Source organism: Adlercreutzia sp. ZJ473 (assembly GCF_013185065.1).
In the GTDB taxonomy this organism is placed as follows: Bacteria; Actinomycetota; Coriobacteriia; order Coriobacteriales; family Eggerthellaceae; genus CAAEEV01.
Genome location: NZ_JAAVTO010000018.1, coordinates 1 through 13571, shown reverse-complemented (window position 1 = coordinate 13571; position 13571 = coordinate 1). Strand labels below are relative to the sequence as shown.

The 13571-nt window shown below is 65.3% G+C and carries 13 protein-coding genes and 4 tRNA genes; 11 read left to right on the top strand and 6 right to left on the bottom strand.

Annotation, left to right across the window (positions count from 1 at the left end; translation table 11 throughout):
- Positions 1-60 precede the first annotated feature (60 nt).
- The 3 genes from HRL41_RS04940 to HRL41_RS04930 form a co-directional block, all read right to left on the bottom strand.
- Complete coding sequence (locus tag HRL41_RS04940; RefSeq protein WP_172135815.1) at positions 61-276, bottom strand: hypothetical protein; 216 nt, start codon at positions 274-276, stop codon at positions 61-63.
- Between the two features lie 166 nt (positions 277-442).
- Positions 443-1078: a response regulator transcription factor gene (locus HRL41_RS04935; RefSeq protein WP_172135814.1), complete on the bottom strand. Its 636-nt coding sequence runs from the start codon at positions 1076-1078 to the stop codon at positions 443-445.
- A gap of 46 nt (positions 1079-1124) precedes the next feature.
- Positions 1125-2291 carry a sensor histidine kinase gene (locus tag HRL41_RS04930; protein ID WP_172135813.1) on the bottom strand — a complete coding sequence of 389 codons (1167 nt, stop codon included), beginning with the start codon at positions 2289-2291 and terminating at the stop codon, positions 1125-1127.
- A gap of 367 nt (positions 2292-2658) precedes the next feature.
- Here HRL41_RS04930 and HRL41_RS04925 point away from each other — a divergent pair.
- From HRL41_RS04925 to HRL41_RS04910, 4 genes are all read left to right on the top strand, one after another.
- Positions 2659-2733 (top strand) — tRNA-Val (locus HRL41_RS04925).
- A gap of 324 nt (positions 2734-3057) precedes the next feature.
- Positions 3058-3133, top strand: a tRNA-Gly gene (locus HRL41_RS04920).
- Positions 3134-3200: 67 nt separating this feature from the next.
- Positions 3201-3274 (top strand) — tRNA-Cys (locus HRL41_RS04915).
- 22 nt (positions 3275-3296) lie between these two features.
- A tRNA-Gly gene (locus HRL41_RS04910) sits at positions 3297-3372 on the top strand.
- A 794-nt stretch (positions 3373-4166) separates the two neighbouring features.
- Here the strand turns inward: HRL41_RS04910 and HRL41_RS04905 are convergent.
- Positions 4167-4997 carry a teichoic acid transporter gene (locus tag HRL41_RS04905; protein ID WP_172135812.1) on the bottom strand — a complete coding sequence of 277 codons (831 nt, stop codon included), beginning with the start codon at positions 4995-4997 and terminating at the stop codon, positions 4167-4169.
- A gap of 268 nt (positions 4998-5265) precedes the next feature.
- Here HRL41_RS04905 and HRL41_RS04900 point away from each other — a divergent pair, with 268 nt between their 5' ends.
- Positions 5266-6087 (top strand): TerC family protein, encoded by an 822-nt coding sequence (locus HRL41_RS04900; RefSeq protein ID WP_172135811.1) that lies wholly within the window; start codon positions 5266-5268, stop codon positions 6085-6087.
- Positions 6088-6319: 232 nt separating this feature from the next.
- Here HRL41_RS04900 and HRL41_RS04895 read toward each other — a convergent pair whose 3' ends face one another.
- Positions 6320-7234, bottom strand: a complete 915-nt coding sequence (locus HRL41_RS04895) for a diacylglycerol kinase family protein (protein ID WP_172135810.1) — start codon at positions 7232-7234, stop codon at positions 6320-6322.
- Positions 7235-7299: 65 nt separating this feature from the next.
- Here HRL41_RS04895 and rnd point away from each other — a divergent pair, with 65 nt between their 5' ends.
- The 6 genes from rnd (at position 7300) to HRL41_RS04865 (ending at position 12919) form a co-directional block, all read left to right on the top strand.
- The gene (gene rnd, locus HRL41_RS04890) at positions 7300-8448 is read left to right on the top strand and encodes a ribonuclease D (protein ID WP_172135809.1); all 1149 of its coding nucleotides are present in this window, start codon (positions 7300-7302) and stop codon (positions 8446-8448) included.
- Positions 8449-8653: 205 nt separating this feature from the next.
- On the top strand, positions 8654-9319 hold the full coding sequence (locus HRL41_RS04885; RefSeq protein WP_172135808.1) for a zinc metallopeptidase: 666 nt from the start codon (positions 8654-8656) through the stop codon (positions 9317-9319).
- A complete protein-coding gene (xseA, locus tag HRL41_RS04880; protein ID WP_172135807.1) occupies positions 9309-10682 on the top strand; it encodes an exodeoxyribonuclease VII large subunit in 1374 nt (457 codons plus the stop codon). Before HRL41_RS04885 ends, xseA begins: the two co-directional genes overlap by 11 nt.
- On the top strand, positions 10675-10932 hold the full coding sequence (xseB, locus tag HRL41_RS04875; RefSeq protein ID WP_172135806.1) for an exodeoxyribonuclease VII small subunit: 258 nt from the start codon (positions 10675-10677) through the stop codon (positions 10930-10932). The genes xseA and xseB overlap by 8 nt, the downstream gene beginning before the upstream one ends.
- A gap of 135 nt (positions 10933-11067) precedes the next feature.
- Complete coding sequence (locus tag HRL41_RS04870; protein ID WP_172135805.1) at positions 11068-11421, top strand: histidine triad nucleotide-binding protein; 354 nt, start codon at positions 11068-11070, stop codon at positions 11419-11421.
- A 274-nt stretch (positions 11422-11695) separates the two neighbouring features.
- Positions 11696-12919 carry an acetate/propionate family kinase gene (locus HRL41_RS04865; protein WP_172135804.1) on the top strand — a complete coding sequence of 408 codons (1224 nt, stop codon included), beginning with the start codon at positions 11696-11698 and terminating at the stop codon, positions 12917-12919.
- A gap of 319 nt (positions 12920-13238) precedes the next feature.
- Here HRL41_RS04865 and HRL41_RS04860 read toward each other — a convergent pair whose 3' ends face one another.
- Positions 13239-13535, bottom strand: coding sequence for a ferredoxin family protein (locus HRL41_RS04860; RefSeq protein ID WP_172135803.1), 297 nt, complete (start codon positions 13533-13535; stop codon positions 13239-13241).
- Between the last annotated feature and the right edge of the window lie 36 nt (positions 13536-13571).

Here is a 13571-nt window from a genome sequence, read left to right as displayed (position 1 = left end):
GCGAGCGGACCGTCGACGCTTGCCGACGTCCGCTCGCATCTTCCCGATCAGCGAAACCGCTTAGCCAAGATCGGCCAGCTGCTGGTAGATCTGCTCTTTCTCCTCGTCGGTGATCTTCACCTGGGGGAAGCTGAAGCACTTCTCCAGCGACATGCCGTAGGCCATCTTCACCATCGAGCCATGCAGGTCCATCGGGAACCACTCCTGCAGGATGGCGCTTGCCTCGGGATCGTCGACGATTACCTTCAGCTTGGTGTCCTTCGTGAAACGCGGCACGCTCCTCACCTCTTCCTTGTTCGTGCTTTGGGGCTGGGCGCCGAATGCGTCCAGCCGGTTACGAGGTAAAGGTTAGGGAAAAGCAGTGCCCGCCCGAAACCGTCTTTCGGCACGGACAAGGAGAACTGTCAGGTATGATTCGGGAACGAAAGTTCCCCCTGAGGGCCTATTCGGCGATCCCGCTTCTCAGCGCATACACCGCCGCCTGCACGCGGTTCTCCAGGCCGAGCTTGGCGAGCATGGAGCTCACCTGCTTCTTCACGGTTCCCTCGCCGATGAACAGGCGCTCTCCGATGTCGCGGTTCGAATACCCCATGGCGAGCAGGCGGATGAGCTGCTTCTCGTGGTCGGTGAGGTTGTCCGGCTCAGGGCGAGGGAAGGCGTGCGCATGCTCCCGCGGGATGTGCCTGATGTACTCGAGGCAGATGGCGGACACCTCGTCTGACAAGGCGCTCGCGCCTTTGACGACGTTTCTCAGATGGCTGTGCAGGCGCTTGGCATGGGTGTTCTTCAGCAGGTACCCGCGCGCGCCGTTGCGGATCGACGCTATGACGCTCTGCTCTTCGGCGTGGACGGAGAGGATTATGACCGCGATGCCGGGGTTCTCGGCGCAGATGACGCGCGTCGCCTCGATGCCGTCAACGCAGGGCATCTTGAGGTCCATCAGGACCACGTCAGGCGGCCAATGGCGGCAGAACTCGATGGCCTCGGCACCGTCGGTCGCCTCGCCTATCACGTCGAAGTCATCCCACTTCTCGAAGAGCGCGACCAGGCCCTCGCGATAAAGGCTATGGTTGTCCACTACGAGGACGTTGGTTCTGTCAAGCGGTTTCGCCAAGCGACCCTGCTCACATAAGGTAGGGGATGGACATGGTCAAGCGCGTTCCCCCTCCGGGGGAGGACGTGATCTCAAGGGAGGCGTTGATGTTCTCCAGGCGCTCCCTCATGATCCTCAACCCCAAATGGGACGGGCTGATGCCTTCCACGTCGAATCCCACCCCGTCGTCCTCGACGCATATCTCGAGGCCGCCGTCCTTCGCCTTGAGCGCGATCAGCACGCGGTGCGCTTGGGCGTGCTTCATCACGTTGACGAGCGCCTCGTTCACGACGCGCGTCAGCTGCGACATGGTGCGCTGCGGGATGACCTGGCCCTCGATGCCATCGCTTGTCGTCAGCTCGAGCTCAAGCCCCCATCGCGTGCAGAAGGCCTCGATCATCTGGGTCAGCTGAGCCATGGTCGACGTTCCGCCAAAGCCTGCGTTCATCCTGAGGTTGTCCAGCTCGCCCCGAACCACGGCCTCCACCTCGACGCTGGCTCTCTTGAGCAGGTCGAGGTTGCGCGTGAGCGTGTCGTCGTCGTGGTGCTTGAGGGAATCGAGCGCGCTGTCGACCTCGAGCGAGATCACGCTGATCGACTGCGCGATGTTGTCGTGGATCTCGTTCGAGAGGCTGCGGCGCTCCTCGGCTACGCGCAGGCTGAACATGTTGTCCGACAGCAGCGCGTTGCCGACGATCGCGCCGACGAACTTGCCGAGGCTGCTCAGCCAGTCGACGTCGTCGGGCGTCCAGCTTCGCGGGCTGTGGAAGAGGAAGTCCGCAGCCCCCAGCATCCCGTGCGCCCCGGGCAGCGCGACGATCACCGCGCATGAGAAGCCGTCGTCAACGCCGCGGTCCCAGTCGATGTCGTCGCTTGCGGGGTTTGCGAAGTCGAAGACGATGGGCTGCCCTGTCTCGATCAGGCGAGGCATCCTTCCGGCGCCTGCCGAGAGGAACTCGTACTCCTGCATGGCGCCTGCCTCCACGTCCCCGCAGAAGGCGTAGAGGACGAAGGTGTCTTGCGCGGGGGACAGCAGTCGTATGTTCACGCCGTCTGCCCCGGATATTCTCTTGAGGTTGCAGGCCAGGTCCTTGTAGAAGTCGGCCCGATCGTCCAACCAGGAGAGCGACTGCGTGAACCCGATGAGGTCGTCGTATCGCCTCTTCCATAGGCTCTCTGCTGCATCTGCGTTGTTCATCACAGGATGCTCTCGCTTTCTGTCTGCTCGTTCTCGGAGGGGTGCTCCGTTGCTCGGGTGTCCCGCCATTTGGGCCCGTTGTTCGGGTCCGTTACTCGGGCGCTCGGTTGCTTGGGTCCGTTGCTCGGGCGCTCCGTCGTTTCCCATTCTATTTTATGCGTCTTGGGGCGTTGGAAGAACGGACGAAAGTATATTCGTGCCGTCACTTTGGTTCATGGGCGTGAGGCAGGGTTGGGACGGCGCATCAGGGGACTTGGCGCATCTCGGCGTAGGGAGAAAGTTTTTCAAAATGAGGTCTTGCCATGGATTTTGGTTCTGCTAAAATAATCTATCGCTGACGCGGAAACGCGACACACACCACATACGTGGGCGGTTAGCTCAGGGGGAGAGCACTACCTTGACACGGTAGGGGTCACAAGTTCAAATCTTGTACCGCCCACCATTGAACTCAAAGCGGCTTTGCGGCCGCTATTTTGCTGCCCTTGGCGCGCATGTCGGCCAATGCGAGCTGGGGCGCGGTGTGAGCCGGTGCGTGCCGCGTGCGAGCTGGTGCGTGCTGCGTGCGCCTCGGCAGGCGCTCGCAGGTTGAATTGCTCAGCACGGTGTTGCATAGTACTTGGCAACCAACCCAAACAGCCCTCGACAACCAGCCTTCGGCAAACCCTTGGCCAACCCTTGGCAACCAACCCTCGGCGGGCGTTCGTAAAAAAGTTGAAAAAAATGCTTGCATGAGAGTTTAAGTTCCTCTAATATATCTCTTCGCGACGCGGACATGGCTCAGCTGGTAGAGCACCACCTTGCCAAGGTGGGGGTCGCGGGTTCGAACCCCGTTGTCCGCTCCATTGTCACATTGAGGCTGGTCAGGCTTACGTTTTGGCCAGCCTCTTATATGACGGCAAGCTTGAAAATGGCGACGTGGCCAAGTGGTAAGGCAGAGGCCTGCAAAGCCTTCACCCCCGGTTCGAATCCGGGCGTCGCCTCCATTCGGCTTTGACAACTTAACATGCGGACATGGCTCAGCTGGTAGAGCACCACCTTGCCAAGGTGGGGGTCGCGGGTTCGAACCCCGTTGTCCGCTCCATTGTCTATCTTACAGCCCCGAGGGATTCCTCGGGGCTGTTTTGCTTTGCGTCGAAACTCGAAGGACTCCCGATTCATGAGCGGGAGCCTCGTTTTCGCATGAGGGAAAAGAAGCATTAGCGGGGAGTGCGGGTGGCACAGAAACCGAAAGGCGCGTCCTCAATCCAGTTACCGACGATGGCGCTACCGACAACGTTACCGATAACGGCGCTACCGAGAACGTTACCGACAACGGCATTTTTCCATCCACCTCTCAGGTGATTCTGGATGAAACAAGGCCGTTATCGGTGCTTTTTCGAGAAAAGTGGATGCTAAAGCGCCGTTGTCGGTGGTTTTCGGGGCTCGGATCGCCGATAACGGGCGTTTTCCATCCAGCTTCCCAGAATCGTGGATGGAAATAGGGCGTTGTCGGTGCTCAGGGCTTCGCACCCGCATCGTCCGCTTCGGCAGAAGCTTCTGCCGAAACTCCTTTTCGCGCCCAACGAGAGGCGACCGAAAAGAAGGCGTTATCGGTGGGATATAGGCGAAAGAGCACGTAGTCTCAACTCCCGTTTCCCAGCTAGGGAATCGTATATACCTCTTGTTGGTGGTTCGAGCGGGTGGCGGGCAGGGGGCTCGCTGTCCGCTTCGGCAGTGAGCCCCGGCTAAAAGCGCTCGCCGCCACTTCGGCGATGAACTTTGGCGGGGAGCGCCAACCAGAAGCGCTCGCCGCCGCTTCGACGATGAACGTCGGCGGGGGGAGCGCCAGCCCGAAGCGCCCACCAGCCGCTTTGGCAGCGAGCGCGCCCTTCTCCCTTATGCGCTCGTCAGCTTGATCCCGACGTAGCTGGCGGTCTCGGGGACGCCGCTGATGTCGTACATCTCGGAGAGCGGCAGGGCGGACACGCGCCAGTTGTAGACGTTGCCCTCGCTCTCGATCACGCCGGCCGCGTAGGTGTTGCCCGACTCGTCGACGCCCGAGTCGTCGATGGCGCACTCGCCGAGCCCGGCGGCGTTGATGGCGCTCTGCACGGCCTCCTGGACGGACAGCGAGGTGAAGTCGGCGTAGCGCACGCGCACCAGCGAGCCGTTCGTGTGGTTCACGGTGAGGTCCCACGCGCCGTTGAGCAGGCGCACGGCGTCGGCCGCGCCCAGGTTGTCGATGCCGGCGACGTACATCGCGCCCGCGTCGGCCACCGTCACGCCCTCGGGCAGCTTGATGACCTCGAAGCTGCCGTCCTCGGAGGTGCCCGGCGCCACGCGCTCGTACAGGGTGGCGCCCGACGCGTTGAGCGCGCCCATCACCTCCTCGTCGCTCATCGTCATGAACGACATGATCGCCGGCACCTCGACGGGCACCGCGCGCGCGAGGTTCTCCTCAAGCGCCGCCTGCTCGCGCGCAGGCGCGTTCACGATGGCGTCGAAGTACTGGAACAGGATGATCCCGCCGATGACCGCGGCCACGAGCATGCCGGCGAGCGCCCCGGCGCGCACCGACTGCGGCATCTCAAGGGGGCGCGAGAGCGCCGGCGCGTCAAAGTAGCGGATGCTCTCGTTCTCGAAGCCGGGCAGCGGCGCCGCGGCGGCCCGTGGGCGCTGCGCGCGCGCAGGCTCGCGCATGAAGTCAAAGGGAAGCTGGAATGCCATGCAAACTCCTTGTAATATTTTGTGACTCCGCCGATTATAGCATTGCGGCCGACTCTGCCCTCTGTTAGCATGAACGCACTCCATGGGGGAGTAGTTGGCGCGAAACAGCGCGATGCGTTCAACATCATGGCAGCACGGTTGCACCTGGGCAACAAGCGGTCTGGCGCATCTTAATCAACGAGACTCATGGCGCAGAATCGATGACGCAACGGATCATCGGCTTTGCGCCATGAGTCTTTTTTGTGGAAGCAAACCGAAAGGAGCGCGTGTGGACTTCTCGATCTTCGCGACACCCGAGGCCTGGATCAGCCTCATCACCCTGATATTCCTCGAGATCGTGCTCGGCGTGGACAACATCGTGTTCATCTCGATCACCACGAACCGCCTGCCCGAGGACAAGCAGCACATCGGCCGCAAGCTCGGCTTGGCCGGCGCGCTCGTCATGCGCTGTCTGTTCCTCTGCTTCGCCAGTTGGCTCGTGCACATGACCACGCCGCTGTTCACCCTCGATCTGGGTGACTTCTCACACGGCTTCTCCGTCCGCGACCTCGTCATGCTCGCCGGCGGCGCCTACCTCATCTACAAGGGCATCGTCGAGCTCCTCGACGCGCTGCGCCTCACCGAGATCAAGGCGAAGAGCTCCGAGGTGCACGCGCTTTTGCACATGCTCACGCTTCCCCAGGCCGTCGGCACCATCATGGTGATGGACCTCGTGTTCTCCATCGACTCGGTGATCACGGCGGTGGGCCTCGCCGAGCACCTCATCATCATGATCATCGCCGTCATCGTGGCCATCGTGGTCATGATGGTGTTCATCGACTTCATCGCCGACTTCATCAACCGCAACGTCGAGATGAAGCTTCTGGCGCTTGTGTTCATCACCGCCATCGGCGTCTTGCTCGTGCTTGACGCGGCCGGCATCACCACGGGCATCGAGGTGCTCGACATGCACCTCGAGAAGCTCATGGTCTACTTCGCCATGGTGTTCGCGGTGATCCTCGAGCTCATCCAGATGCGCTACAACGCGAACCTGGCGCGCTGGAAGGCCAGCCAGGCCGTCAAGGAGCGCACGCTCGACGACCGGGCCTAGCGGCTTGCGCGACGCGGGGGCGTCTGAACGCACGGCGTTCGGGCGCCCCCGCGCTCTGGTGAACGGGCGTTACGCATTCGGGTGATCAGGCGTTTCGCGTTCGGGTTTCGCGTTCGGGTTTCGCGCTTGGGGCCCGCGTTTAGGCGCTTAGGCGCTCAGGTGCTCGGAACCCGCGCTTGGGACCCGCGTTCGGACGTAAGGGCGCTCGGCGCCCACGCGCCCCCCGCGTCCCTCACGCCTCGGCGAACACGCGGCAGCACTCCTCCGACACGATGAAGCGCGCCGCCTTGGGCAGCATGCGCACGGCGAACGGCGTGGTGCGGCTCGTGACCTCGCCGTCGTACTGCACCACCAGAGGCGGGTCGGCCTCGACGGTGATCTCGCGCCCGCGGTAGATCTCGAGCGCGTCCGTGCGCCCGGGGAACTCGCCCGAGCGGTCGAGCACGCACGCGATCAGGGCGGGGATGAGCCCGAAGGCGTCCTTGGTGTTGAGCACCACCACGTCGAACGCGCCGTCGCGCGGGAGGTTCTCGTGCACGAGCGAGAGGTCGAACTGGATCTTCGAGAAGTTCGCGATGATCACGCCCACGCCCGAGCTCTTCACCTCGTGCCCGTCGATGCTCAGCGTGAACGTGGCGTGCTGGGGCGTGGCGTTGGCCACGGCCGAGGTGAAGTAGGCCATGGGGCCGAGGAGCTTCTTGCCCGCGGCGGCGCCCTTCATGATGGTGGCGTCGTAGCCGGCGCCCGCCATGATGGAGAACCCGCAGTGTTCGCCGCTCGGGAGCTCGATCTCGCCGATGTCGAAGTCCATGCAGCGCATCTCGCGCGTCATCTTGGCGAGCGCGTGCGGCTCGGTGGGCGAGGCGAGGTTCATGGCGAGCAGGTTGGCGGTGCCTGCGGGGAAGGGGAGCACCGGGATGCCGGTGTCGGCCAGAAGGTAGGTCACCGTGGCGATGGTGCCGTCTCCGCCGGCGGCCACCACGGCGTCGTAGTCCTCGGCGTCGTAGAGGAAGGTGCGCAGATCCGAGCTGCCGTCCGTGGAGCGCATCGTCACCTCGTCGCCGTCGGCCGAGAACGAGCGCACGAAGTCGTAGACCGCGCCCTCGCCGAAGCCGGAAGCCAGGTTATTTATCACGAGCAGTTTCACAGATTTCCTTTCCCAAGCTACAATGGCATGGTACTACAAACTGTGATCATGTTAGGAACAACTCGGTGTACATAGCGAACCAGGAAAGCCTCGAGGCGTTCGTCGAGCGCGCGAGGTCTTCTTCCCTTCTTGCCATCGATACGGAGTTCCTTCGCGAGAAGACCTACTACGCGAAGCTGTGCCTGCTCCAGATGGCGACCGACAGCGAGGTGGCCGTCATCGACCCGTTCGCGGTGCGCGACCTGCGCGTGATCGCCCAGCTGCTCGCCGACGAGTCCATCCTGAAGCTCTTCCACGCGGGCGGGCAGGACCTCGAGATCCTCTACCGCGAGATCGGCATGCTGCCCCACCCGGTGTTCGACACGCAGATCGCCGCGGCGCTCATCGGGCACACCCAGCAGATCGGCTACGGCGCGCTCGTGAGCGCCACCTGCGGCGTGTCGCTCAAGAAGATCGACTCGTTCACCGACTGGTCGCGCCGGCCCCTGTCCGGCTCCCAGCTCGCGTACGCGGCCGATGACGTGGTGTACCTGCCGCAGGTCCACCGCGTCCTCACCGAGGCGCTCGAGAAGAAGGGGCGCCTCGGCTGGCTCGAGCGCGACTTCGACGACCTGGTGGACCCGGCGCGCTACGAGAGCGACCCGCGCGAGCGCTTCCGCAGGCTCAAGCGCGGCAACCAGCTCTCGCGCAAGCAGCTCGCGGCGGCGCGCGAGGTGGCCGCGTGGCGCGAGGTGGAGGCGCGAAGGCGCAACGTGCCGCGCAAGTGGGTGCTCACCGACGAGCAGATCGTGGAGGTGTGCAAGCGCGAGGCGGCGACGATCGACGACTTGTTCATGGTGCGCGGCGTGCGCGAGCGCCTCGTCACGCGCGACGCGCGCACGGTGGCGGGCCTCATGAAGAAGGCGTACGCCCTGCCCGAGGACGAGTGGCCCGAGCTCGACCGCTCGTCGCGCAACGAGCCGAACGTCGACGCGGAGCTCGACCTCATGAACGCCGTCGTGCGCCTGCGCGCGCGGGAGAACGGCGTGGCCATGCAGACGCTCGCGAGCCATGCGGACCTCTGCCAGGTGGCGCGCGGGCACACCGACGTCGACGTGCTGCGCGGGTGGCGCCGCGCCATCGTGGGCGAGGAGCTGCTCGACCTTCTGGCCGGCAAGGTCTCCCTGAGCCTCGAGGGCGGCGGCGTGAAGGTGACGCGCGTGGGGGAGTCGTAGGGGGAAGGCGACGCGGCGTGGGCGTGCGGGTTGCGGCGACGCGCCCCGGGTGGCCCGCGCGGCTGCGACGGCGCAGGCATGGCGCGGCTGCGGCAGCGCGGGTTGCGAATGTTTGACGGTGTTCCACCTGTGGTACATCTTTCGTACGTCTGTCGGATATAATGCCCTCTGAGCAATTTGACTGAACGAAGAAGGAGTGAGACGCATGATGTCCATGAGCTACCTTTCCCTCATCGTGGTGACGCTCGTCATCGGCATGGGGGCAACGTGGTGGGTGAACCACCAGCTGAAGAAGTACCGCAGCGTGGGCTCGGCGAGCGGGTACACCGGCGCGCAGATGGCCCAGCACATGCTGTCCTACCACGGCGTGTCGGGCGTGGAGATCCGCATGGGCGGCCCCGACCAGAATCACTTCGACCCGCGTGACAACTCCATCACGCTCGACCCCGACGCCTACCGCGGCACGTCTATCACGTCGATCGCCACGGCCTGCCACGAGGTGGGGCATGCCTGCCAGTTCGCCGAGGGGTACGCTCCCATGCGCATCCGCGGCTCGCTCGTCCCGGCGGTGAACCTCGCGTCGAACGCGTGGATCTTCCTGCTGATGCTCGGCATCATCATGAACATCGCGGGGCTCACCACGCTGGCCATCATCATGTACGCCGTCGTGGTGCTCTTCCAGATCGTCACGCTGCCGGTCGAGTTCGACGCGTCGAGGCGCGCGAAGGCGTACCTGGCCAACGTCGGCGCGCCCGTGGCCGAGCAGGGCGGCACCGCGAGCGTCCTGCAGGCGTGCGCGCTCACGTACGTGGCGGCGGCCCTCACCTCGATCCTGCAGCTCCTGTGGCTGCTCGGCCAGCGTGAGGAGTAGCGAGCGGCAGGAGGCTCTCTCGGTCTCGGGCGCGGTGGCGCTGGCCAAGGGCGCGCTCGAGGGCGTGGTGGTGCGCCTCGTCGGCGAGGTGTCCGAGGTCTCCAACAAGCCGGGCTACAAGGCCGTCTACTTCACGGTGAAGGACAGAAGCGCCTCCCTGCCGTGCATGATGTGGAACAACCGCTACCAGGCCGCGGGCGTGCAGCTGCGCGTCGGCGCGCTCGTGGAGCTCACCGGCCGCTTCACGCTCTACGCGGCGAAGGGGCGCATGAACTTCGACGTGTTCTCGGTGGCGCTCGCGGGCGAGGGCAACCTGCGCCTGCAGGTGGCCGAGCTCGCGCGCAAGCTCGCGGCCGAGGGGCTCACCTCGCCTGAGCGCAAGCGGCCCCTGCCGGCGTACTCGCAGGCAGTCGGCCTGGTCACGTCGCCGCGCGGCGCGGCGGTCCACGACGTCCTGCGCACGCTGCGCCGCCGCTGGCCGCTCGCGCGCGTGCTCTTGGCCGGCGTGCCGGTCGAGGGCGCCGGTGCGCCGGCGGCCATCGTGGAGGGCATGCAGCGCGTGGTGATGGCGGGCGCCGAGGTGGTGCTCGTGGTGCGCGGCGGCGGGTCGTTCGAGGACCTCATGCCGTTCAACGACGAGCGCCTCGCGCGCGCCATCGCCGACATGCCGGTCCCGGTGGTCACGGGCATCGGGCACGAGCCCGACACCTCCATCGCCGACATGGTGGCTGACGTGCGCGCCTCCACGCCGACGTACGCCGCCGCCGGCGTGGCGCCCGAGGGCGCCGAGGTGCGCGCCCGCCTCGACGCGCTCGCGTCTGCGCTCGCCGCGCGCGAGCGGGCGCGCGTGGTCGCGTCGAGCCGCCGGGTGGAGCTCATGGCGGCGCTGCCGCTCTTCCGCGAGCCGATGCGCCTGTTCGAGGGCGACGCGCGTGCGCTCGACGAGCTGTCCGGGCGTCTCCACGCGGCGCTCCCGCAGGCCATCGCGTCCGACCGCCGCACGCTCGAGGGCATGCGCGCCCTGCTCGCCGGCTCGCTTGCGCGCCTCGGCGAGCGCGAGGGGCAGCGCACGCGCGCGCTCGAGGAGCGCCTGCGCTACCAGGGCCGGGCGCTGCCGCAGCGCTTCGCGGGCGACGTGTCGATGATGGCGGCGCGCCTGGGCGACCTGTCGCCGCTCGCGGTGCTCGCGCGCGGCTACGCCATCGCGCGCGACGAGCGTGGGGGCGTGGTGAAGTCCGTCGACGACGTACGCCCGTCCGACGCCGTGGAGCTCACCGTCTCCGACGGCGTCGTCAACTGCAAGGTAGTAGGCACGCAGCGCATCACAACGGCGCTGGAACCATGGGAGGATAGCGATGAATGAGGAATTGAAGCCGGTCGAGGAGCTGACGTTTCGCCAGGCCATGGCCGAGCTCGAAGGCGTCGTGAACGTGCTCGAGTCCAACACGCTCGAGCTTGAGGAGTCGCTGGAAAGCTACGCGCGCGGGGTCTCCCTGCTCGCGTCGCTGCAGAAGCGCCTCGACGCCGCCGAGCAGCAGGTCGACGTGCTCATGGGCGAGCTTGCGCCCGCGCCCGACGACGCGACGCAGGACACCACGCTCCAGAAGGCGTAGGCGACCACCTGCGGGCAGCCCGCTTGCGACGGCTTTCCCGCGGCAGCTGACCTGCGGCAGCTGACCTACGACAGCTAACCTGCGGCAACGTGCCCGCAGCAACCCAAAGGCAACCAACGAAAAGGAGAGAGAACCATGCGCAAGGACGATTGCCTGTTCTGCAAGATCGTGGCGGGGGAGATCCCCTGCACGAAGGTGTACGAGGACGATGACGTGCTGGCCTTCGACGACGTGAGCCCCATGATGCCGGTGCACACCCTCATCGTGCCGAAGAACCACTACGACAACATCGCCGACGACATCCCCACGGAGGAGATGGGGCGCCTCTTCGGCGCCGTGGCGAAGGTGGCCGAGATCAAGGGCGTGACTGAGGGCGGCTTCCGCACGCTCGTGAACACGGGCGACCACGCCTGTCAGAGCGTGCACCACATCCACGTCCACGTGCTCGGCGGCGCGCAGATGAACGACGGCAGCCCCGCGGCTGAGTAACGGCCCCGCGCGAAAGCCGGCAGGCGCTCGACAGGAGGCACGGCTCGGATTGGAGAATGCCCGCAGGGCTTGACGGAAGCTTGCGCGGGAACCCGGCGGAGGCTCGGCCCGGATGCCTGGCGCCCGCCTGGCGCGAAAGCTGACGCCCGCCTGGCGCGGAGGGGTTGCGCGCTCGGCGGTCGCCACTCGCCGAAAGTGTCTCCCCACGGTCGGGGCCGCCTCTGGCGACAGCGTAGAATAACGGGATACAACTCGTTCTAAGGGAGGCGGATCGTTGAACGTACTCGTAATCAATGCAGGATCATCTTCCTTGAAATACCAGCTCATCAACGTCGAGACCCACTCGGTCCTCGCCAAGGGCATCTGCGAGCGCGTCGGCTCGGCCGAGGCGTTCCACAAGCACGGCCTCGATGACAACGAGGTGGTCATCGACGCCAAGATGAGCGACCACAACGACGCCATGGCGCTCGTGCTCGAGGCGCTCATCTCCGGCCCCACCAAGGCCATCGAGTCGCTTGACGAGATCGACGCCATCGGGCACCGCATCGTGCAGGGCGGCAAGTACTTCGACCGCTCGGTGCTCATCGACGATGACGTGATCGCCAAGATCGACGAGCTCGCCGAGCTCGCGCCCCTGCACAACAAGGCGGCCCTCATGGGCATCAACGCCTGCCAGCGGCAGATGCCGGGCAAGCCCATGGTGGCGGTGTTCGACACCTCCTACTTCCAGACCATGCCCCCGAAGGCGTACATGTACCCGCTGCCGTACGAGATGTACGAGAAGTACTCCATCCGCAAGTACGGCGCGCACGGCACGTCGCACCGCTACATCGCCGAGCGCGCGGCGGCCTTCCTCGACGAGCCGCTCAACGACCTCAAGCTCATCACGTGCCACCTCGGCAACGGCTGCTCGATGTCGGCCGTCGACCACGGCGTGGCGGTCGACACCTCGATGGGCCTGACGCCGCTCGACGGCCTCATGATGGGCACGCGCTGCGGCGCGGTCGACCCGGCCGTCGTCCCGTTCCTCATGGAGCACGAGAACCTGGACGCCGAAGGGGTCAACAACCTGATGAACAAGCAGTCGGGGCTCCTGGGCATCTCGGGCGTGTCGAACGACCTGCGCAGCGTGCGCGAGGCGTCCGAGAACGGCAACGAGCGCGCCCAGCTCGCCTACGAGATGTACTCGAACTCGGTGAAGAAGTACATCGGGCAGTACATCGCCGTCATGGGCGGCGTCGACGCCGTCGTGCTCACCGCGGGCGTCGGCGAGAACTGCGACAAGATGCGCCGCCTGATCTTTGCGGGCTTGCAGCCGCTCGGCATCAAGCTCGACCTGCAGAAGAACAAGCTGCGCGGCGGCGAGCGCGAGATCTCCACCGACGACTCCGAGGTCCAGATCCTCATCATCCCCACGAACGAGGAGTACATGATCGCGCGCGACACCTTCGAGATCCTGCACGAGAAGATGCTCGCCGACGAGCTCCACCTGTTCTAAGGCTGTTCCAGCCCGAAGCTGAGGCTGGGGAAAAGCTGGGGAGGGGGCCTTTACGAAGATCGTGCTGGCGATAAGTCCAGAACATCGCCGCTCTAAAGAAGCTGGGGTTCGACTACGACACGCTGCATGAGGAGTTCCCGGGCCTTATCTGGGGCCAGATGCTCGGTTACGACGAAGATGTGCTCGACACCATCTTCATGTCCGAGCGCCAAGAGAAAGGCGAAGCCCCCTGCAACTGGTAAGCCGTTCCAAGCGTGCAGAAAACCCCTCTTCGGAGGGGTTTTCTTGCTTTTGACCTGTCTTGTTCTCGTACATACCCTCAGCCGAAGCGGTACGACACGCCCATGGTGGGGCCCGGGTTCGCCCACTTCGCGATGATGGTGTCCCCGCACAGGATACGGCAGGTGCCGCACTCGAGGCAGCCCGCGTAGTCGAACGTCGGGGCGCCGTCCTCGTCGCGCTGGTAGAGCGCCGCCGGGCACACCATGACCAGCTTGTCGAACTCCGCCGGGTCGGGGTCCTCCACCAGCTCGATGTGCGCGTTCTCCTCGTCGACCTCGTACTTGTTGCTTGCCAGGTACCCGTCGACGTTCACGGTGAAATCCAACCTGCTCATAGCGCCCTCATCGCCCCTCTCGCGTCCTTGAGGACG

Coding starts and splice junctions, on each gene's coding strand:
- HRL41_RS04870 (WP_172135805.1), top strand. CDS start 11,068: ATGCGCAAGGACGATTGCCTGTTCTGCAAGATCGTGGCGGGGGAGATC.
- HRL41_RS04905 (WP_172135812.1), bottom strand. CDS start 4,997: ATGGCATTCCAGCTTCCCTTTGACTTCATGCGCGAGCCTGCGCGCGCG.
- HRL41_RS04930 (WP_172135813.1), bottom strand. CDS start 2,291: ATGAACAACGCAGATGCAGCAGAGAGCCTATGGAAGAGGCGATACGAC.
- xseB (WP_172135806.1), top strand. CDS start 10,675: ATGAATGAGGAATTGAAGCCGGTCGAGGAGCTGACGTTTCGCCAGGCC.
- HRL41_RS04885 (WP_172135808.1), top strand. CDS start 8,654: ATGATGTCCATGAGCTACCTTTCCCTCATCGTGGTGACGCTCGTCATC.
- HRL41_RS04860 (WP_172135803.1), bottom strand. CDS start 13,535: ATGAGCAGGTTGGATTTCACCGTGAACGTCGACGGGTACCTGGCAAGC.